Consider the following 17,368-nt stretch of genomic DNA (forward strand, 5'->3'; position numbering starts at 1 on the left):
AGAAGTAATGTTATAGCTAGGTATGGATCATACCTAGCTATATATTTTTTCTTGTCAAATTTGCGTAAAGTCATTAGTGCTACGGATATGGCGAAATAGAATATCGATAATTTAGCTCATTTACTTGTCTACGCATTAACTGGATAAACTTCTGTCACATTTATTTTACAATCAAAGAACGTAAATGTTGGTGGTATGAAGTTAAATAAGAAAAGAAACCCGAGCTGTTAGCTGTAACGGAGTTGTTTTTTCTTTGCAGGAATTTCTAAATTATCATGGAGTGTTGTTAATACGATATGCAAATATGCATATCGTATTTTTTTGAGTTCTTTATGTGTTAAAATTAGATATAGAGATATGGAAATATAAAGAAGCAAAAGCAGGAATATCCAATGAATTTTGAGAGGTGTTATATGTTTACAAATAAGAAATTAATTCGATTTGGTTTATCGTTGTTTGTATTTTTAGGGATAATTAATTTTACAATCAGCTATTTCCAAACATATCTTGAAACAGCAGCAGATATTAAATGGGTAATTCCAGAAATTTGGAAAACTATTTTGCTAGATGTTCCTCAAGGGATACTTGTTCTTTTAGGCGCAATTGCTTTATATGATTTCACAAAAGAGGCATCAAAAAAAGACGCATCAATCTAAATGTGTCTTTTTTCAATTAGCAATTTCATATAGAGATTTGCTGGAGAAATAGAATGAAAAGCCCTAATTAGGGCTTTTTTTTGTTGGAATTTCTTAACCGTCATAGAAACCGGTCACTTGGAGGTGTTATAGCGAAAGCCATTTACAGTACAGAAAAATCTAAGCAGCAGACGGAAATATATAGGATATGGCATCATAATTGTTGAGAAATTAATTGAACTTAGTAAGTATGAAGATATGACGCTAGAATTCATATTTTTTAATTTTTATTTATCCCGCTATTTGCCGGGCAGTAAGCCCCCCACCTCAAAATTCAGCGGAAGCAAAGAAGTTAGGTAGGGGATGAACAAAACACCACTGATTAAAGTTTCACTTTATAAAAATGAGCCCATAGTAAAAATAGGTATATGAACAAGGTGCATCATCTAGTGATAAGTCATACTTTGTTGGTGTACGTATTGAACTTAGTTTATAGCGCTATTTCTACTTAGATGTAACGAACAGGAATATAGGGAAGTATCGATGAGGTTGTATTTTATAAACGGAGGTTATGAAAATGAATCAGTTTCAACAAGAACTACAAGCGTTAAGCCTTAATGATTACCGGTCTGGAAATATTGTCTATTGGGACCAGCAAAACCAATATCCATATTACTATATTGAAGATGCTGCTCGTCGCTGTGGCGGTTGTGGTCGTTGTGGCGGTTGTGGTGGAGGTCGTTGTGGCGGCTTCCGTTGTGGTGGCTTCCGTTGTATTGGTTGCTTCGGTTGTTTTGGTTGCGGAGGCTGTGGCGGTTGTGGCGGTTGTGGCGGCTGTGGTGGTTGCTCTAACTGTTTTGATGGTTTTACTGATACTACCGGTACTATTGTAACGTATGAATATTGATAACATCTATCTTGCTAGTTGCGGGCAGTAACATCCCCAAAAAAATTCAGCGAGAGCAAAGAGAAGTTAGGTGGCGGACTGCCCATAAAAGCCCGATTGGTGAGAGCTGATTAAAGTTTCACTTTATCAATTAAAAAACATTAGTTATATGTACGTGCCGACAAAGAATATAGCCATTATTAATGGATATATTCAATGATTCAAGTGAAAGAGTAACAATAAGATATATAGATGTAATCAAGATGTGATGGATAAAGCAATGACTAGATTTAAAATCTAATCATTGTTTTTTTCTTATGGTTTTATCATTAAATATCTGTCTAGTTTGGGCATTGCTTCCTTCTAGCTAATGATTTTATTACAACCGTGTAAGGTTAATGTAATGTTAATCGATAGTAAAATAAGTTGCTTAAGTGTATTTTAAATAAGATTAAAAAGTACTGTTTATCTACAAAATAATAGGGTAAATACTATGTAATTAGGAAGTGTATGAATATGGTTGAACTAAAATCTATTTTCCATTCGTATAAACTAAAGAGAAAAATAGCTAAAGATTTATACGGAAAAAGAGATGAATTATCACTGTTATTAAATGAATTTAATAATATGAAATGTACAGTAACATCTGAAAAGAAGAAAAATAATATATTATCTCGTTTGCAACTAATTTATCAAAATATGAAATCGGATAAGCAGTACCCTCTAGCAGTTGCTTTTGATAGTAAATTATTGGAGCGATTAGAAAAAGAATCTGTACATACTATTGAGGATGGTGTAACATGTCTACATTTAATGTTAGATATGAATTATGAGAAGATAAAACAATATGGTTCGGGTACAAGTAGGTCATTCGTTCCATTATCGCAGTCTTCTATTTGTCTTGCTGATTGTATTTGTTTAACAGGATTTGTAGTAGGTTTACTAGGAACAATTTCATTTGGAGGATTACTGTTATCTATATGTTCAATTACATAACGCTTAATATTTGTAAAGAGAGCGCCGATTTAAGGTGTTCTTTTTTAGTTTTTTGTAAATTTTTTGTAAATGATAAGTACAATACATTATATAAATTGTATAATTTAAATGTATTAAAATATAAATATAATGAGGTGCTGTATATGATAATTACTTTTAATTGTTAAAAGAGTCGATTTGATAATGTTTTATTCAGATAAATAGTTTTTACTTTTCTTTTAAATACTTGATTTAAATGGATTGGATTAAGTAACTATTGTTCTAGCTTTTTGATAATCAAGACAACTGAAGAAAGGAAGGAATCATTTTATGAAAAAATTAAGGCTGCTAACATTTGAAAATATAGTAGAACCCCTTTTAAATGAAAAGGTATCATTTATATACTTTCCTATTGAATGGCTGGACATCGTAGAGATACATTATAAGACATTTTTATTAACGAGTAAGTTGAAACGTTTGAATGAAAGATTGTATGATATGTTTTCAGATATATTGTTTATTCAGCATAATCCGTACGTATTAAATGAAAATACACCATGGATTGTATCAAAAGAACCTATTAAACAAGAGCAGCTCGATTATATTTTTCAAAGTTGGTATGAGATTATTCATGATTGGAAGCCAAATAGATTAGTAGAACCACCAAAATATGAATGGCAATCCGATTTGATTTCTAATTTGCCAGTACTACATGATAATGAAACGTATTCTAAGTGGATACCCGCTTTAATCTCACATATTTTTTGTGAGCGTCCTATATATTTAGAAAATACAAATGAAGAAGAATTCTATTTTTCTCCTCTTAGATCACAAAATATTTGTGAGGCGATGTCAGAGCCGATAAAAGATGAAAAAACACAAGATTTTTTCTCCTATGTATATCGATTTCAATGCATAACCCGCGGTGGTGAGAACGCTCCATTATTAAATATTTCAATAGGGATTCGGAGATTTTATCAAGAATATAAGATGATAGGTCAAACAAACCTTGATATGACAAGGTTTGTTTGACTTTTTTTGATGAAATGCAAACATTTTGCAAACATAGGTTATCCAAAGATACTTTTACCGAAGTTTTTAACTGCTTCTTCCTGCATATTCGGTAAAACATGAGAATAGACACTTAATGTCATTGAAATATCTGTATGACCTAATCGCTCACTGATGATTTTAGGGTTAACTCCTTGTTTCAATAGTAGAGTTGCGTGTGTATGTCTTAAATCATGGAATTTAATTTCTTTTATACCTACTTTGTGTGTCATCCTAATGAAACTTTTTCTGAAATGTGCTCTTTTTATGATTCTTCCAAACTCATTACAATTTATTAAATCTTGATCTAGATAAGCAGAACCAAACCTTAATTTCTCTTTATTGATTAAAATTTTATGTTTTTTTAAGGCTGCTATTGTTTCGTTAGGTACAGGAATTGTACGTTTTGATGAATTTGTTTTTGCGGTTTGTTTGATTTTATTGTCATGACCAGATGTTTGATTTATTGTAACGGTATGTTTTTCAAAATCAATGTCCTGCCATCGTAACCCTAGAACTTCTCCCAGACGCATACCTGTAGTTATTGCAAGTAGATACCCAATGTGATATCGTGATTCTTGTGAATGAGCTAAAAACTTTTTTACTTCTTCCTCTGTCCAAGTCTGGATAGGGGTTTTTTCTTTTTTAGGTATCTCAGCAAAATCTGCTGGATTTCGAGAAATAATATTTTGTTTTACGGCAAGGTTTAAAGCGCTCTTTAAAATTCTATGCATAAGCAGAATAGAATTATTTGCAATCCCTTTATCTATCGCAGTCTTATAACATTTTTGAATGTGTATAACATTTAATTTATGGAGCGCAACCATTCCTATACTAGGTATAACATGTTGGTTGATAAATGCCTTATAGCCAGCAAAGGTACTCTTTTCTATGCTCATACTTTTAATTTCTAGCCAATGATTTAGATAATCCTTTAACGTAACTTTAGATGGTTCTATAAAAGTTCCTTCATTCAACTCTGTAATCTTCTTTGCCACATCGGCTTGTGCTTCCTTTTTTGTCTTATATCCAGAAAACCACTTCTGTCTTCTTTTTCCTGTCTCTGGATCAGGGCCGATATCTATAACGATGCAATATTTATTTCCTCTTTTTCGAATATGTCCTTTCACTTAAAACACTCCTTCATTTGTTTTGAGTCATGTTGTATAAGTCTAGTTGTAATTTTGCTGCTATGAAAATTACATGTTTGGACATATCAGCGATGGGTATATTTTACCATATTTAGATTGTTATTAAGGAATAAAAAAAGAGCCATAGGGCCTCTTTTTTTGCTGTATTCATGGAAATAAAATTAAAAGTTTTTGATAAATAGCTGCAATAGTACATGTGATGTAGTTGTTAAAATACAAGCTAACCATTATATATTATATTAAGTTTAATGAGTGGAAGAGATGTTATTGTTATCCAATATAAAAGAATACTTTGTTATATTAATTATTAAACTTTCTCAATAATTTTCAGATTAGCAAATAAATAAAATTCCTAATTTTTGTGATATTATGAAAATAACTAAAAAATGGACATAAAAAAGACCCATGACTGTGTAAGTGGTGCTGCAACACCCCTACACCGTCTCCCTAACCACAGTAGGGAAAACAACTGTCATAAGTCTTCGTACATTAGTATAACACACAACTTAGATATAATGACACGTTTCTCTGTAAATGTAAAAACTAGGGATGACGTGTCTTTTGTCCATAAGGAGGACAAAGATTGTGCAAGTTTCATTGGATTTTAACGATATGCAAGAAAGTCTAAAATCATCCGGTTATACAAATAGGAAGTTAGCAATGCGTTTTAAAGTAACGCACACAACTGTAAATAGTTATTTTAATAAAAAGGGTAAATTTGATTTTATGCACTTTGTGGATGCACTTAGGTTATATAAGCCTAAAGATATTAAGTTTAGAAGAAACTGCATCAAAGAGTGCATACCAACACTTTCACACAAAAATTTAAAATTGGCATTAGAAGTGTTAGATATGTTTGGAGAATATGAACTTCAAGATATGATTATGCAACAGATAAATAAATTTAAGAGCAACCAAACAGAGACTGAAAAAGAAAGGAAAAAAGGTATTTCGAAAACAGTACGAATAAACTTAAACTTGGTTCCTTTATACCAAACATTGCGAGAAAGAAGTGAAAATACGATTACACCCAAGGTATTCTTTGAGAAAGTTGATAAAATGAGAAAAATTCAAAAATATACTGATAATGAACTTGTAATAATGTTGATTCTAAACACAATATATTCTTTTTTTGATTTAGGTAATTACAAGATGGTGAATGAATATATTCAACAATTATTACCTGATATTATAAAAATTAAATGTCGCTCTTTAAGAGATTCATTTTTGTTAAGAATAAAAGAAATGGAGATTTTTGTGAATCTTCATGAAAATAAGTTAAGAGAATCTCGTCAACAATGTTTTGATATAATAAACGACGAGACAAATTGTTATGTCAGTACTAAGGCGGTAGCGTATTGTAAAATTGGAGAAAGTTATGTTTTCTCCGATTATCAGAAAGCTAAAGAGTACATGGAAAAGTCACTAAAAGTTATTGGTGATCCACCTAATAAGAAACTAGAATTAAGAAGAGAAAAAGTATTTAATACACTTTTGTTTTTAAGGATATACCATAAGAGAGATTTACATACTATTAACTTTGATGATTTAGATGAAGCCGAGAGAGCCTTTTTATATGTAAGGTTAGGTGAGAATGAAAAAGCAATTAGAATTTTACAGACCTTAAAAAGTAACAACGGGTATCTTAGTAGTTTTCAATTGTATTATTTGGGGCTCGCGGTTGGAGGCAAAGAAGGGAAGAGATACTTAGAACTATCACTTGAAAGTTTTTCTAAATCAGGTGATTTCTTCTATATGTTTCTACCAAAAGAAGCATTGAAATGTTATAATTAAACTATACATAAAAGGTGGTGAAGCACTTGAAAAACAAGTTTGTAAAAGTAGTGTTATCTATTGTAGTTGTAGCTTGTCTTTCTATCACAACTTTTCAAGTGACAGAAAAAGATAAAGTACAAAGCGCTAAAGAACAAAAAACAATTCTATACATGATTGATCCAGGTCCCGGAGGCGGATAATTATATAAATACAAGAAATGACACTATCTAATAGATAGTGTCATTTCTGCTTTAAAGGGAATGGAAACATTTTGACTGGAACGACAAAAACTTTCCACTTTTAGAAAGTTTACGTATAAATAACAGGATGCAAGGGGGAACTAGTAGTGACAAAAGAAGAAATTGTAATGCTATTCTTAGATACAGTAAAGGAATTCGCTCCTGAAAAATTAGAGGAATATATTGCAGAGATTAAAAAAAATAGCCTATCCTAATTCGAGAGGCTATTTTTCCATTTTCTTATGATGTTTATTCAGGGCTTGAGCGATAGCTAACATCTGGTCTAATGCCATATCTTCTTTATCTTTTGGAAGGGGTTCTAGCCACGCCATAATTTCTTTAAATTTCTCGTATTTATTATCATCCTGGTTTGCTTCGTTATTTTCTCCATATAAGTAGTTCACAGGAACGGCAAATCTTTTCGCTATTTTTTCTATTGTCTCACGACTCGGGAAGGCTTTTCCATTTTCGAATTTTGAAACGGTACCCTTAGTAAGATCTACTTCTTTACCAAATTGTTCTTGGTTCATTTTATGTTCTAAACGAATTTGTTTTATTCTATCTTTCATATCCATAAAAAAACTCCCCTTATTAAGACTTTTCGATAATCCTAAATCCTATTAAGTTTATTATAAAGTTTCCTGACAAGAAACGTAAAGAACAAAAAAGTTTCCTATTCTGAAATTTTTTATAAAAAACACTTGAAGTTTCATACAATGAAACATATAATGGATTTGTAAGCATCAGAAGGGAGTGATCAGATGCAAACCGATACACCTAAAACAGAACTTCAAAAAGCCTTTGAAGAATCTGGACTTAAATATCATGAACTAGCTAAAAGAGTAGGGATATCGAAGTCATACTGTTATAAAATAATCAATTGGAATTTAAGGGTTTACTATGATGTAGCAGTTAATATATCTAAAGTATTGGGAAAAGAAACAACTATATTATTTAAGGAACAAGAAAAAAAATTTAAACAATAAGTTTCATTGTGTGAAACTTATTTTAAAAGGAGTGAAAGAAAATGGGTTTAGAACAATTTATTAAAGAATCTATTCGTGAAATTGTAAGAGAGGAAATCAGATCAGCAATAGCTGACTTACAACAACAATCACAACCAAATAAGGTTATGCGAGTGAAAGAAGCCGCAGCTTATCTCAACATTGCGGTTTGCAGAATGTATGAATTAGCAAATCACCCTAGGTTTCCAGTAATAAGAGAAGGGCGTAAACTACTTTTTCTGCAAAAGGATTTAGAAGCCTGGCTTGAGGCACAAAAGGAGGTGATTTAGTGGAAGATACAACATCATTAGTTATATTCGCAATGTTTATCGTATGTAGTGCATGGTTGCTTTACATTACTTACGAACCAATAAAGCAATGGGCTTGGAGTGACGTAGAACAAAATAAAAAGACCCACGGCAATGGGTCCTTTTCTAAAAAATAAGTTGTTCTAAGTATACCACGGAAAGTAGGGAAATAGTACATGGATTTAATCGAATATCAAGTGCTATTACCTAATAAGTTTTGGGACTTAGCAAAAAGCAAAGATGAATTAAAACAGATGATACAGCAATATTTTAGTGTTTGTTATCCGTATTATAGAATTCAACGAATTATCAAAAGTGGACAAGCATATATTGCAATTTGTACTAGGAGGTAAAAAGATGGCGATATTTAGACAAGTACACACTTCATTTTGGAATGATGTGAAAGTGCAAGAAGATTTCACACCAGAAGATAAGTACTTTTTCTTATATTTATTAACTAATCCACAAACTAAACAAATTGGTGTGTATCAAATAACAAAAAAACAAATGGCTTTTGAAACAGGTTATTCACATGAAACTATAAAGGCTTTGATGCAACGTTTCGAAGACTATCACAAGATAATAAAATACGATAATGAAACCAGAGAATTAGTCATTTTTAATTGGGGGAAATACAACCTAAAAAAAGCTGGAAAACCAGTTGAAGATTTAATTAAGAAAGAATTAAAAGAAGTGAAAAATACATCTTTGTTGATTCCAATTTGCAAACATATAGAGCAAAAGTCCATAAAAAAGCTAATTGAAGCGTTTATTCACGACTCGTATAACGATACGTTAACGAACCGTGGCACGATTGGGGGACAAGAAGAAGAAAAAGAAAAAGAAGAAGAAAAAGAAGAAAAAAAAGGACCTTTAGTAGTAGAAAATCTTGCAATCGATTTTTATATGAAAAATTTCGGACATATCTCTCCATTCATGGGAGAAGAAATTAATCAATGGATAGATGAACTTAATCAATCTTTAGTAGTTGAAGCAATGAAAATTACTTTAGAAAACAATAAGCGTAATTGGTCTTATACAAAAGGAATTTTAAAAGATTGGCATCAACAAGGCTTTAAAACAATTCAAGATGTAGAAGTAGCACAAGCATCATTTCGAAGACAACAACAAAGCAAAAAACGTACTGGTAAAGGTTATTCCAAACGAACGGAAGTTGTACCGGATTGGTTACGCAAACAAGAAGAACAAGAGCCAATACAGCAGCCACAGCAAACTCAAAGCGATGATTTTGAAAATAATAAGAAACGTTTGGATGAGATTCTAAATAAATATAAAAATACTAAAGGGGAGTAAGATATGAAAAAAACAGGTGTTGCAAGAAAAGTGGACGAGCTAGGTCGTGTAGTAATTCCAGTAGAGTTACGCAGAACTTTAGGTATTACCGAAGGAACGGCACTAGATTTTCATGTGGATGGTGAAAACATCGTTTTAAGAAGACATGAAAAGTCATGCTTTGTAACGGGTGAAGTTTCTGAAAACAACATAGAGTTGCTAGGTGGCCGAATGTTTTTAAGCAAGGAAGGTGCAATTGAATTACTGGATCTTATTCAGAAGAGTGGGATGGCACATGCCTAAGCAACTAAACATTTTCGATGTAGAGCCAGCAATTTGTGAGTTCGATGTAGTGAAGGCAAATGTGAAGAGAGGAACTGGACGCACTAAATACGCTGATGTACGCGTCCGAGTTCCAACGAATGCAAAGTGTACGGATGAATTACCACGCACAACTAAACAAGATGATCGTTATGACATCTTTGAACAATATGTAATGGCCATTTGGAGATTTCAAAGAGCTGTAGATAAGTTTTTTAATTGGGATACAGCTGAAGAATTGTGTAAGGCAGCAAGGGATAAAAAAGAAATAATTCCGGTAAGGGTTTATTTAGGAAGTGGATTTAAACCTGATGTTGTCGAGTACATGCGGTAGTAAAAGGGAGATGGACATATGAAAAAAATAGAAATTGATGTTAGTAGCAACAAACTTTTAATAGTGAAGGACGGAAATGTAACAGCAGTAAATCCGCCAATGAGTGGATTCGGTGAGCAAGTGGCGGTTTGGGTAAACGGTAAAGTTGATCGTGTAGATACTAAGTTTACTGAAAAGATAAAATAATCGATTTTAGAAAGTAGGTTCGCTTATGAGTGTAGCGAGAAATCATGAAGCGATGAAGGAATCACGGTTGAAGGTATACATCGCTTTAGAAGAAGCTAACTTCATTTGGGATGAAAGAGATGTAGTACGTTTTCGTGAAATGTGGAGTCAAGGTATGAGCTTACCAAAGATGGCAAAAGCGTTAAGGAGACACCAAGCGGAAGTTGCACTTCTTGTAATAGATCAAGCTGATAAGTATTTAATTGAAAATCGTCCGATAGGATTAGGGATTTGCTAAATAGGAAGGGGAAATCAAAATGAACATTATGGAAAATGGTGTATTAGAAGCAACTAAATTAATGAGTGAAGCAAAAAATGGGGAAGAAGTTATAAATGAAGCTACAGTTTTACAGATTGCAAGTATCTTATCGATTGATGAATTAAATGATTATCAGGAAGCAACTTTACGAACTTGGAATAACAAAACTGATTTTGGAGGACGAGTTTCAAATGCAGCTTTAGGACTTACAGGCGAAGCTGGTGAAGTTGCCGATATTGTAAAAAAAGCAATTTATCATGGACATGGTTTCCAACCGTCGCATTGTCCAGGAGAAGAGGACGGAAACACTTATAAATTAGCCTTAGAGCTTGGAGATATTCTATATTATTTATCAATTATGGCCCACGAACTGGGATATACGTTACAAGATATTGCTGAAATGAATATTGCAAAATTATCTAAAAGATATCCGAATGGCTTTAGTGGAGAAGCAAGTCAAGCGCGTGTCGATGTGAAGTAAGACCAAATATAAATTTCTAAATAAAGGATGATCAGAAATGGAAAAAACGAAAATGATTGAAGTATTTCGAGCGAAAACATTAGATGGTCAAGTTCCACAAATGAACGATTACTATAGAAACATATATTCCAATGTTCAATATAAAAATGAGTCTGAAGGCTCTGTATCTGTACTTGTACCAGAAGATGAGGTACAGGCAAGAAATGAATTCAATAATAAATGCATTGATTTATTGAAGGGATTAGAAAAAGAAAATAGCGTGCTAGCCCATAAGCTAGCACGCTGGCACAATATTAGACTACGCTGATAGATTTAACAGCTGATGTAAGATATAAAGTTGCATCACTGCCTTCACCAATTGAAAACATATCATGGGAAAGAAGGAATCCGCCAATTCCTAATCTTTCGTCTGAGGTAGCAATCGCAGAGCCTTCTTTTTCGAAATCACCTTGCAAATTACCTATGTACATTTGCTGAAGATAAAATAATCGTTCATTGGGTTTATCGGTACGTGGAGCATTATCGATTCCAACTAAGATAGTATCTTTATGGATTTCAATTTTTTCACCATCAAGCATATTGATAATTATCATATATTCCACCTCCTTCCAATAATAGATTTTACAGCAATATTGGAAGGAGGGCATTAAGAAAATAATCAAATTTGAATTTTATTAAGAAAGTTTAAATTAAAGATTTCATTTGAAAGGAATATCCCAGTAATAAAATAGAGCACTGATTTACAGTGCCTATCTTATCAGAGATTGCTTATTCCATAAAAATAAAGCTATTACGGACAATTCACAATGGTAATAGTGACGTTAGCCATTGTTCCAGGAGAATCAAGGGGTGAAGCAGTAACGATTACTGTTCCAGGTCCATTTGCGGCTAAAAATACAGCAGTAAAGTTACCAGAAGCATTGGTGATGGTAGCAAGAGGAACCATGAAAGCTAGAGAAGGATTACTAAATGAAAAGCTGACTACTACCCCTGCAGCAGGGATACCATTTACTAATACTTGACCTGAAAAAAATAAAGTATTATTTCCTTGGGTGGATACACATGCTGTGTTGGCGTTAGAAGTTAAGGAAATAGATGCAAGTCCAGCAGGAAGATTAAATCCAGTTGGTCCGGTTGGTCCAGTAGCCCCAGTTGATCCAGTTGGTCCAGTTGGTCCGATTGGTCCAGTAGCCCCAGTTGATCCAGTTGGTCCAGTTGGTCCAGTAGCCCCAGTTGATCCAGTTGGTCCAGTTGGTCCAGTTGGTCCAGTAGCCCCAGTTGACCCAGTTGGTCCGGTTGACCCAGTAGCCCCAGTAGGGCCAGTTGGGGATTGAAAAGGTAGAACAGGTGGAAGTGTGGGACCAATTGCATCTGGATTTAGTGCAGCAGAAGATAAAAACTCATCCATTATATATCACTTCTGAATATTTGTATTACTAATAGTAAATGCGAGAGTTAAGTAGAGTGAAACGGACAAGCAATTGTATTTATGAAATTTAACAAAATAGTTATTTGAATTTAAAAGAGCACTTTTAAAAGTGCTCTCTGACTAAAAATAAGGTTGAAAAAGAACACCCAAGATATTATATGTATGTTTTTTTGATAGGTGTAATTTAAAAATGAAATCTTTATTTAAATAAAAAGAGCGCTAATCGAGAGCGCTCCTTATGCCTCATTATAACGACAGTGACGAACTCACATTATATAGAAAGGCACTATTATTGTATGTCAAAGTCTGAGATTAGTGAATGGATTTAGATAAAATCGTTATTTGAAAAAATACCAGCTTAAATATTGCTTACATATATTTAAGCTGGAACAAAGAAATAAAGTTATTGTTTGTGTTTCTCCTCTTTATCAAGGAAAAATACGACGAATATTGCTAGGAGTATAGGAAACCAAACTTCGTGCGGCATGTTAAAACCTCCTTAGAATATACTATTACTATATTTTACCATATATAAGAGTTTCAATGTAGGGCAACGAAAAATATGAGTTTATAACAAAAACGCTATTTTAGTAGAAAACATTAAAAAGGACCCGATTAGGGGTGCGGGTCCTTTTAATGGAACGATAGAACTTTATGGGATTACCAATACGTTACCATAAAAGGAAATGCACTTCCAGTATGCGAGTGTTGAGAAAACTTTATATAAATACTTCATTTTAGAGCAAAGGGGCGTTGAACAGTGAACGTAAAGGAGTACGTCGTTTATAAAGGTGAATCATTGTTATGTATCGGAACTATACAGGAATGCGCTGATTATATGGGCGTACTTCCTGCGACAGTTCGTTTTTATACAAGGCCAGCGTATCAAAGAAGAATAGCAAGTCGGAAGAATGCTAGAAATTATATAACTGTTACAGAACTTGAGGAAGATTAGTATAAAAATTTCATTTTGTCACAAATAAAAGAGCAGTTAGCCCAGTCTAACTGCTCGATACAAAGGTAATAATCTAGATGCATAGATATTATATGCTGAATTATTGATTTTATTCAAGGAGGAATAAAGTAAAGATTTTTTAGGAAATAGGAGTAGGAACAAAATAGAAGAGCAGCTAGCAAAAGCTAACTGTTTGTTGAAAAAAGAATCCATCCCAGGTTATTTACTGGCAGAGTTTCAAGAAATAAATGATTAAATTAATTTAATTTTTCAATTACAATCGAAGCATTTATATTTGTTTGTGTTCCACCCGCCAAAGTCTGCAAAGTAACCGCAGCAGCGGAAGTATGATTATTAAGGGTAATAATATCACCTGCTGCTAAAGTGAGAATTGTTTGCCCATTGTTTTGTTGAGTACCTGCACCTGATCCATAAATGGAGTTGGTAACGGGAGCCCCATTTAAAAAGAGGGCAAATTGATTAGGTTCAACTCCTGATACAGAAAAAGAAATTTTATAATCTCCAGCATTAATAACTGTCATTTGAGAAGTTCCGAGCGTATGAGTAAAACCGGATGTGATTCTACCGTGTGAATTAAAAAGAATAGGTGCTTCTAAGGCAACAACTTGAGCTGCTGTATTGAAAACATAAGCATACTGGGATAAGCCAGATACTGTAAGACCGGCAGGCCCAGTAGGTCCGGTAGCTCCAGCGGTTCCTGGTAATCCAGTAGGCCCAGGAATGCCTTGGATGCCTTGGATACCTTGAAGCCCAGTTGGGCCAGTCGGGCCGATGGGTCCAATAAGTCCTGGATTACCTTGAATACCTTGGATACCCTGAATTCCAGTTGCCCCAGTTATTCCAGTGGGTCCAATAGGACCAATAGGCCCTGGATCACCTTGAATCCCCTGAATCCCTTGACTTCCTTGAGGTCCAGTGGGGCCAGGAATGCCTTGGATACCTTGGATACCTTGAAGTCCGGTTGGTCCTGGTGACCCAGTTGGTCCAGTGGGGCCAGTCACTCCGGTTGGTCCTGGTGGTCCCCCGGAAGGTCCAGTCGGGCCCGTTGGTCCTGGCGGTCCCCCGGAAGGGCCGGTAGGTCCAACAGCTCCAGAAGGTCCAGTTGGACCTTCAGAACCAGGAATGCCAGGAATCCCTTGAGGTCCGGTCGGGCCAGGAATCCCTTGAATGCCTTGAATGCCAGGAATCCCTTGAATACCAGGAATCCCTTGAATTCCAGTGACCCCCGTTATTCCAGTGGGTCCAATAGGGCCTTGAATGCCAGGAATGCCTTGGATGCCTTGGATACCTTGAATTCCAGAAGGTCCAGTTGGACCAATAGATCCAGAAATCCCAGGAATCCCTTGAGGTCCAGAAATACCTTGAGGTCCAGTAGGTCCCAGGTTACCTTGAATTCCAGTAGGTCCGGTAGGTCCCCGAGGTCCACCTGAAGGTCCGGTAGCTCCAGTAGGTCCCGAAGGTCCAGTAGCACCGGTTAATCCAGTAGGCCCTATTTGAGGTAAAGGAAAGGGTATGTGACAACAATGCTTTTTAAATTTACTCATTTTTACACCTCCCTTATAAATTAACTATCAATTTATATTTATACTTTAACAACTTATGAGTAAACAGACACAGGGGTGTAAGGAAAAAACCTATGAAAATTACATAATAGGTTTTAAGAGCAAGCCTCTATTTTAAATTCCATACCAAAAAGAGCACCATATATAAGTGCTCTTCTGACCGAGACTTATTGTAAACCTATGACTTGTGAGTGTTCTCGAAATTAAGATATAATTCAAAAATTATTTAGTGCAGGGGATATTAAAAAAGAGCGCTTCGGAAAGCGCCCTTCTGTAACGACTATCCATTCTAAAAAGAAATGATGCAATATATCATATGAAATTATGTGAATTTAGTTGTGTGTATTTTGTATAAAAATTTCATTTTGTAGAAATAAAAAAGGCGATTGTCGCCAAATCGCCTTTTGATAAAACAGAGCACTTTCAAACATAAGGTATTCGGTGTTTAATGATATGTGCAAATAAAAGAGCAGCTAGCAAAAGCTAACTGCTCTCCGAAAAAAACGTTAAGAAGGAAGTTCAGAATACAAGTGTATTTATAGTATGGACAAAGCTTATGGAATTATTCAAGGAGGAATGGATATGAGGAAGGTTAAAGAGTTTACAGGAAAAGTCGGTGCGGAATTTATGAGTTTTCTTCTTGAAGACGATACATTGCACAGTGCTTATTATTCGCATGTTGAGGTTGTTATGGATAATGGCAAGAAAAAGATGTTGTGCATGAAGGATGACGCTGGATTAAAAGGCATAGCTGAAGGTCAAACAAGGGCAGAGGCTATTAAGAAAGCGAAAAATTTCCTAAAGAGACAGGAAGAAAAACAAAAAGCAGTTAGCAAAAGCTAACTGCCTGGCCCCAATATTAAAAAATGATGCTAAGTGTAAGGTTGATTCGTGACGAATGGAGCCTATGTCTATTATTAACGAAACACTAAATTTTATTCAAGGAGGAACGGATATGAAATACTTTGAGTTTAATAAGCATGAATATTATGCGTTAATTGCAGTGGATGGAGATGCAGATAAAGCAATTGAAGTATATGTAGAAAATGTTGCAGGTGATAGTGTAGAACAAGTTAAAGAAGAAGGAATTCCTTCAGAGATCGCTAGAGAACAAGCTCTTGAGATATTTATAAACACACTAAATGCAATATGTTCAATTGAGAAAAAACATAAATGGGAAGAAGAATTTAATGAATATAAAGATGCTCCGATTATAATTGACGGTTCATTAATGTAAAAGAGCAGCTAGCAAAAGCTAACTGCTCACCCAAGAAAAACAGAGGAAAGATAACCATGTGTCTATAGTATTTACGGAATATTGAGTTTTATTCAGGGGGTGGAGAGGAATGAGTAATTTTAGTTTGATACTATTTGATCTTGATCTGCAACATCAGCATCGAATGTGTTTGTTGCACTAACGCCGTTAAACGTATTAGCAATAAATGAAACATTGGATGCACCTGAACCGTTATAAGATTTTGTGTTTTCCTTTGGAGAAACGTTATAAAAATCACCTAAGTTGAAAGAACCGTTACTGGTTTGTACGACAAGGTTTCCAAGAATAGCTGGCATAGTTTTCACCTACTTTTTAGGAAGTATTTAAATTAGTATATGGTGTATGTGTCTAGAGGTTCATTAGAACCAGAAAATTTAAAAATGAAGTTTGTTAGAACACCAAACAAAATAATCCTTTTAAAGCAAAGCAAACAGAATATAGTCCGGCTAGAAAACTAGAGGACACCAATTCATTAAAGCAGCAATTAAAGCTGTTTTAGGAAGAGGTGTCCTTTTTATTTTGAAAAGGGAGATGAGGAAATATGAAGGCACTAAAAGCCCAATTACGCGAATGGAAAAAGCAATCCAAGCAAGGAAAGAAGAAAAACAAGAAAAAACAAAAAGAGAAATTAAGTACTCGTGAAATTGAGGATTTAATGGGGATGCATAGACCTTGTTATGAACGAAGACGCGGAGCAATAAGACAAAAGTAATTTAAAAATAAAAAGGAGGGGTCTTACATGAATAAACAATTATCTTTCTTACCAAAAATTGATAGAGTAGCAACGCAGAAAAAATTAGAAGGTGTTCTCGAAAATGTACGTTTATATAGACAGTTTGGAATGATGCGTGAAGAAATGAAAGTCACTCCTTCTTATGAAATTAGATATCACGGGCCTACAAATGATGTAGGGAAGCCACTAGAAGATATAGCGATGGCTAATATTCAACAAAGTAAAAGAGAAGAGTGGATTAAGCAAACATCATTTCGTATTAACCAGTTTCTTAGTCGTTTGGGTAATGGACGTGCAGGAAAGGATCAAAGAGACATCATCATTAAGCGTTATTTAGAAGATGAAGATGTATGTGATTATATGGTATATAACGAAATCGGCATGAGCGAGCGTACTTATCGACGTGTTAAGGCTAGAGTATTTTATAAACTTGCTTTTGCTCTTAGATTAGAAGT

At 34.3% G+C, this 17,368-nt stretch carries 28 protein-coding genes and 1 pseudogene; 23 read left to right on the plus strand and 6 right to left on the minus strand.

What is annotated here, in order from left to right:
- Positions 1–392: 392 nt before the first annotated feature.
- The 4 genes from HFD78_RS20620 to HFD78_RS20635 all read left to right on the plus strand — a co-directional run bounded on the left by HFD78_RS20620 (position 393) and on the right by HFD78_RS20635 (position 3,528).
- Positions 393–656 (plus strand): DUF3937 family protein, encoded by a 264-nt coding sequence (locus tag HFD78_RS20620; RefSeq protein ID WP_002101034.1) that lies wholly within the window; start codon positions 393–395, stop codon positions 654–656.
- Between the two features lie 556 nt (positions 657–1,212).
- Positions 1,213–1,542: a heterocycloanthracin/sonorensin family bacteriocin gene (locus HFD78_RS20625; RefSeq protein WP_113710692.1), complete on the plus strand. Its 330-nt coding sequence runs from the start codon at positions 1,213–1,215 to the stop codon at positions 1,540–1,542.
- A gap of 489 nt (positions 1,543–2,031) precedes the next feature.
- On the plus strand, positions 2,032–2,517 hold the full coding sequence (locus tag HFD78_RS20630) for a hypothetical protein (protein WP_002063155.1): 486 nt from the start codon (positions 2,032–2,034) through the stop codon (positions 2,515–2,517).
- A gap of 309 nt (positions 2,518–2,826) precedes the next feature.
- Positions 2,827–3,528 (plus strand): pPIWI_RE module domain-containing protein, encoded by a 702-nt coding sequence (locus HFD78_RS20635; RefSeq protein WP_000736194.1) that lies wholly within the window; start codon positions 2,827–2,829, stop codon positions 3,526–3,528.
- Positions 3,529–3,566: 38 nt separating this feature from the next.
- Here HFD78_RS20635 and HFD78_RS20640 read toward each other — a convergent pair whose 3' ends face one another.
- A complete protein-coding gene (locus HFD78_RS20640; RefSeq protein ID WP_000675853.1) occupies positions 3,567–4,676 on the minus strand; it encodes a site-specific integrase in 1,110 nt (369 codons plus the stop codon).
- Positions 4,677–5,282: 606 nt separating this feature from the next.
- Here HFD78_RS20640 and HFD78_RS20645 point away from each other — a divergent pair.
- Complete coding sequence (locus HFD78_RS20645) at positions 5,283–6,491, plus strand: AimR family lysis-lysogeny pheromone receptor (RefSeq protein WP_097862813.1); 1,209 nt, start codon at positions 5,283–5,285, stop codon at positions 6,489–6,491.
- Positions 6,492–6,517: 26 nt separating this feature from the next.
- Positions 6,518–6,673 carry a hypothetical protein gene (locus tag HFD78_RS20650; RefSeq protein WP_000790841.1) on the plus strand — a complete coding sequence of 52 codons (156 nt, stop codon included), beginning with the start codon at positions 6,518–6,520 and terminating at the stop codon, positions 6,671–6,673.
- Between the two features lie 263 nt (positions 6,674–6,936).
- On the opposite strand, the gene HFD78_RS20655 is transcribed toward HFD78_RS20650, so the two are convergent.
- The gene (locus HFD78_RS20655; protein WP_000367269.1) at positions 6,937–7,287 is read right to left on the minus strand and encodes a helix-turn-helix transcriptional regulator; all 351 of its coding nucleotides are present in this window, start codon (positions 7,285–7,287) and stop codon (positions 6,937–6,939) included.
- A gap of 186 nt (positions 7,288–7,473) precedes the next feature.
- Here HFD78_RS20655 and HFD78_RS20660 point away from each other — a divergent pair, with 186 nt between their 5' ends.
- From HFD78_RS20660 to HFD78_RS20705, 10 genes are all read left to right on the plus strand, one after another.
- A complete protein-coding gene (locus HFD78_RS20660; protein WP_001192730.1) occupies positions 7,474–7,698 on the plus strand; it encodes a helix-turn-helix domain-containing protein in 225 nt (74 codons plus the stop codon).
- Between the two features lie 41 nt (positions 7,699–7,739).
- A complete protein-coding gene (locus HFD78_RS20665; RefSeq protein ID WP_000522182.1) occupies positions 7,740–8,006 on the plus strand; it encodes a helix-turn-helix domain-containing protein in 267 nt (88 codons plus the stop codon).
- Positions 8,006–8,161 carry a hypothetical protein gene (locus HFD78_RS20670; RefSeq protein ID WP_000390303.1) on the plus strand — a complete coding sequence of 52 codons (156 nt, stop codon included), beginning with the start codon at positions 8,006–8,008 and terminating at the stop codon, positions 8,159–8,161. Before HFD78_RS20665 ends, HFD78_RS20670 begins: the two co-directional genes overlap by 1 nt.
- Positions 8,162–8,381: 220 nt before the next feature.
- Complete coding sequence (locus tag HFD78_RS20675) at positions 8,382–9,338, plus strand: DnaD domain-containing protein (protein WP_098349172.1); 957 nt, start codon at positions 8,382–8,384, stop codon at positions 9,336–9,338.
- Between the two features lie 3 nt (positions 9,339–9,341).
- Positions 9,342–9,620 carry an AbrB/MazE/SpoVT family DNA-binding domain-containing protein gene (locus HFD78_RS20680; RefSeq protein WP_000750749.1) on the plus strand — a complete coding sequence of 93 codons (279 nt, stop codon included), beginning with the start codon at positions 9,342–9,344 and terminating at the stop codon, positions 9,618–9,620.
- Positions 9,613–9,972, plus strand: coding sequence for a hypothetical protein (locus HFD78_RS20685; protein WP_001125970.1), 360 nt, complete (start codon positions 9,613–9,615; stop codon positions 9,970–9,972). The genes HFD78_RS20680 and HFD78_RS20685 overlap by 8 nt, the downstream gene beginning before the upstream one ends.
- Before the next feature lie 18 nt (positions 9,973–9,990).
- Positions 9,991–10,158 carry a DUF3954 domain-containing protein gene (locus HFD78_RS20690; protein ID WP_000717826.1) on the plus strand — a complete coding sequence of 56 codons (168 nt, stop codon included), beginning with the start codon at positions 9,991–9,993 and terminating at the stop codon, positions 10,156–10,158.
- Positions 10,159–10,183: 25 nt separating this feature from the next.
- The gene (locus HFD78_RS20695) at positions 10,184–10,435 is read left to right on the plus strand and encodes a hypothetical protein (protein ID WP_000109496.1); all 252 of its coding nucleotides are present in this window, start codon (positions 10,184–10,186) and stop codon (positions 10,433–10,435) included.
- Positions 10,436–10,454: 19 nt separating this feature from the next.
- Positions 10,455–10,937 (plus strand): nucleoside triphosphate pyrophosphohydrolase family protein, encoded by a 483-nt coding sequence (locus HFD78_RS20700; RefSeq protein ID WP_001024295.1) that lies wholly within the window; start codon positions 10,455–10,457, stop codon positions 10,935–10,937.
- Positions 10,938–10,974: 37 nt separating this feature from the next.
- A complete protein-coding gene (locus tag HFD78_RS20705) occupies positions 10,975–11,244 on the plus strand; it encodes a hypothetical protein (protein WP_000416042.1) in 270 nt (89 codons plus the stop codon).
- Here HFD78_RS20705 and HFD78_RS20710 read toward each other — a convergent pair.
- Entirely contained in the window at positions 11,231–11,530 is a 300-nt protein-coding gene (locus tag HFD78_RS20710) for a hypothetical protein (protein WP_000583966.1), read from the minus strand. The two genes, HFD78_RS20705 and HFD78_RS20710, sit on opposite strands and share 14 nt — an antisense overlap.
- Before the next feature lie 213 nt (positions 11,531–11,743).
- Between HFD78_RS20710 and HFD78_RS29590 the strand changes: the two genes are divergently transcribed.
- Complete coding sequence (locus tag HFD78_RS29590; protein ID WP_000237379.1) at positions 11,744–11,959, plus strand: hypothetical protein; 216 nt, start codon at positions 11,744–11,746, stop codon at positions 11,957–11,959.
- Between the two features lie 45 nt (positions 11,960–12,004).
- Positions 12,005–12,271 (plus strand): hypothetical protein, encoded by a 267-nt coding sequence (locus tag HFD78_RS30125; protein ID WP_277680575.1) that lies wholly within the window; start codon positions 12,005–12,007, stop codon positions 12,269–12,271.
- Between the two features lie 17 nt (positions 12,272–12,288).
- Here HFD78_RS30125 and HFD78_RS29985 read toward each other — a convergent pair.
- A pseudogene (locus tag HFD78_RS29985) lies at positions 12,289–12,345 on the minus strand (exosporium leader peptide-containing protein); the annotation flags it as partial.
- A gap of 781 nt (positions 12,346–13,126) precedes the next feature.
- On the opposite strand from HFD78_RS29985, the gene HFD78_RS20720 reads away from it, so the two are divergent.
- Positions 13,127–13,321 (plus strand): MerR family transcriptional regulator, encoded by a 195-nt coding sequence (locus HFD78_RS20720; protein ID WP_001101127.1) that lies wholly within the window; start codon positions 13,127–13,129, stop codon positions 13,319–13,321.
- A 257-nt stretch (positions 13,322–13,578) separates the two neighbouring features.
- Here the strand turns inward: HFD78_RS20720 and HFD78_RS20725 are convergent, their stop codons facing one another.
- Positions 13,579–14,886: a BclA C-terminal domain-containing protein gene (locus HFD78_RS20725; RefSeq protein WP_000032807.1), complete on the minus strand. Its 1,308-nt coding sequence runs from the start codon at positions 14,884–14,886 to the stop codon at positions 13,579–13,581.
- A 594-nt stretch (positions 14,887–15,480) separates the two neighbouring features.
- Here HFD78_RS20725 and HFD78_RS20730 point away from each other — a divergent pair.
- Both HFD78_RS20730 and HFD78_RS20735 read left to right on the plus strand, forming a co-directional pair.
- Positions 15,481–15,747, plus strand: a complete 267-nt coding sequence (locus tag HFD78_RS20730) for a hypothetical protein (RefSeq protein WP_033668284.1) — start codon at positions 15,481–15,483, stop codon at positions 15,745–15,747.
- Between the two features lie 112 nt (positions 15,748–15,859).
- Positions 15,860–16,141 carry a hypothetical protein gene (locus HFD78_RS20735; protein ID WP_000873134.1) on the plus strand — a complete coding sequence of 94 codons (282 nt, stop codon included), beginning with the start codon at positions 15,860–15,862 and terminating at the stop codon, positions 16,139–16,141.
- Positions 16,142–16,260: 119 nt separating this feature from the next.
- On the opposite strand, the gene HFD78_RS20740 is transcribed toward HFD78_RS20735, so the two are convergent.
- Positions 16,261–16,476: a spore germination protein gene (locus HFD78_RS20740; protein WP_001110935.1), complete on the minus strand. Its 216-nt coding sequence runs from the start codon at positions 16,474–16,476 to the stop codon at positions 16,261–16,263.
- 245 nt (positions 16,477–16,721) lie between these two features.
- Here HFD78_RS20740 and HFD78_RS20745 point away from each other — a divergent pair, with 245 nt between their 5' ends.
- Positions 16,722–16,892 carry a hypothetical protein gene (locus HFD78_RS20745; protein WP_000645525.1) on the plus strand — a complete coding sequence of 57 codons (171 nt, stop codon included), beginning with the start codon at positions 16,722–16,724 and terminating at the stop codon, positions 16,890–16,892.
- A gap of 27 nt (positions 16,893–16,919) precedes the next feature.
- On the plus strand, positions 16,920–17,368 hold a 449-nt coding region (locus tag HFD78_RS20750; protein WP_098488022.1), incomplete at its 3' end, for an ArpU family phage packaging/lysis transcriptional regulator.

Origin of the sequence: Bacillus sp. EKM501B (assembly GCF_011800505.1) — a bacterium.
In the GTDB taxonomy this organism is placed as follows: Bacteria; Bacillota; Bacilli; order Bacillales; family Bacillaceae_G; genus Bacillus_A; species Bacillus_A cereus.

Excerpts from the sequence above, each read along its gene's own strand:
- HFD78_RS20620 (WP_002101034.1), top strand. The coding sequence starts at position 393 with ATGAATTTTGAGAGGTGTTATATGTTTACAAATAAGAAATTAATTCGA.
- HFD78_RS20625 (WP_113710692.1), top strand. The coding sequence starts at position 1,213 with ATGAATCAGTTTCAACAAGAACTACAAGCGTTAAGCCTTAATGATTAC.
- HFD78_RS20630 (WP_002063155.1), top strand. The coding sequence starts at position 2,032 with ATGAATATGGTTGAACTAAAATCTATTTTCCATTCGTATAAACTAAAG.
- HFD78_RS20635 (WP_000736194.1), top strand. The coding sequence starts at position 2,827 with ATGAAAAAATTAAGGCTGCTAACATTTGAAAATATAGTAGAACCCCTT.
- HFD78_RS20655 (WP_000367269.1), bottom strand. The coding sequence starts at position 7,287 with ATGGATATGAAAGATAGAATAAAACAAATTCGTTTAGAACATAAAATG.
- HFD78_RS20660 (WP_001192730.1), top strand. The coding sequence starts at position 7,474 with ATGCAAACCGATACACCTAAAACAGAACTTCAAAAAGCCTTTGAAGAA.
- HFD78_RS20665 (WP_000522182.1), top strand. The coding sequence starts at position 7,740 with ATGGGTTTAGAACAATTTATTAAAGAATCTATTCGTGAAATTGTAAGA.
- HFD78_RS20675 (WP_098349172.1), top strand. The coding sequence starts at position 8,382 with ATGGCGATATTTAGACAAGTACACACTTCATTTTGGAATGATGTGAAA.
- HFD78_RS20680 (WP_000750749.1), top strand. The coding sequence starts at position 9,342 with ATGAAAAAAACAGGTGTTGCAAGAAAAGTGGACGAGCTAGGTCGTGTA.
- HFD78_RS20685 (WP_001125970.1), top strand. The coding sequence starts at position 9,613 with ATGCCTAAGCAACTAAACATTTTCGATGTAGAGCCAGCAATTTGTGAG.
- HFD78_RS20690 (WP_000717826.1), top strand. The coding sequence starts at position 9,991 with ATGAAAAAAATAGAAATTGATGTTAGTAGCAACAAACTTTTAATAGTG.
- HFD78_RS20695 (WP_000109496.1), top strand. The coding sequence starts at position 10,184 with ATGAGTGTAGCGAGAAATCATGAAGCGATGAAGGAATCACGGTTGAAG.
- HFD78_RS20700 (WP_001024295.1), top strand. The coding sequence starts at position 10,455 with ATGAACATTATGGAAAATGGTGTATTAGAAGCAACTAAATTAATGAGT.
- HFD78_RS20705 (WP_000416042.1), top strand. The coding sequence starts at position 10,975 with ATGGAAAAAACGAAAATGATTGAAGTATTTCGAGCGAAAACATTAGAT.
- HFD78_RS20710 (WP_000583966.1), bottom strand. The coding sequence starts at position 11,530 with ATGATAATTATCAATATGCTTGATGGTGAAAAAATTGAAATCCATAAA.
- HFD78_RS29590 (WP_000237379.1), top strand. The coding sequence starts at position 11,744 with ATGGTAATAGTGACGTTAGCCATTGTTCCAGGAGAATCAAGGGGTGAA.
- HFD78_RS20725 (WP_000032807.1), bottom strand. The coding sequence starts at position 14,886 with ATGAGTAAATTTAAAAAGCATTGTTGTCACATACCCTTTCCTTTACCT.
- HFD78_RS20730 (WP_033668284.1), top strand. The coding sequence starts at position 15,481 with ATGGATATGAGGAAGGTTAAAGAGTTTACAGGAAAAGTCGGTGCGGAA.
- HFD78_RS20735 (WP_000873134.1), top strand. The coding sequence starts at position 15,860 with ATGAAATACTTTGAGTTTAATAAGCATGAATATTATGCGTTAATTGCA.
- HFD78_RS20740 (WP_001110935.1), bottom strand. The coding sequence starts at position 16,476 with ATGCCAGCTATTCTTGGAAACCTTGTCGTACAAACCAGTAACGGTTCT.
- HFD78_RS20745 (WP_000645525.1), top strand. The coding sequence starts at position 16,722 with ATGAAGGCACTAAAAGCCCAATTACGCGAATGGAAAAAGCAATCCAAG.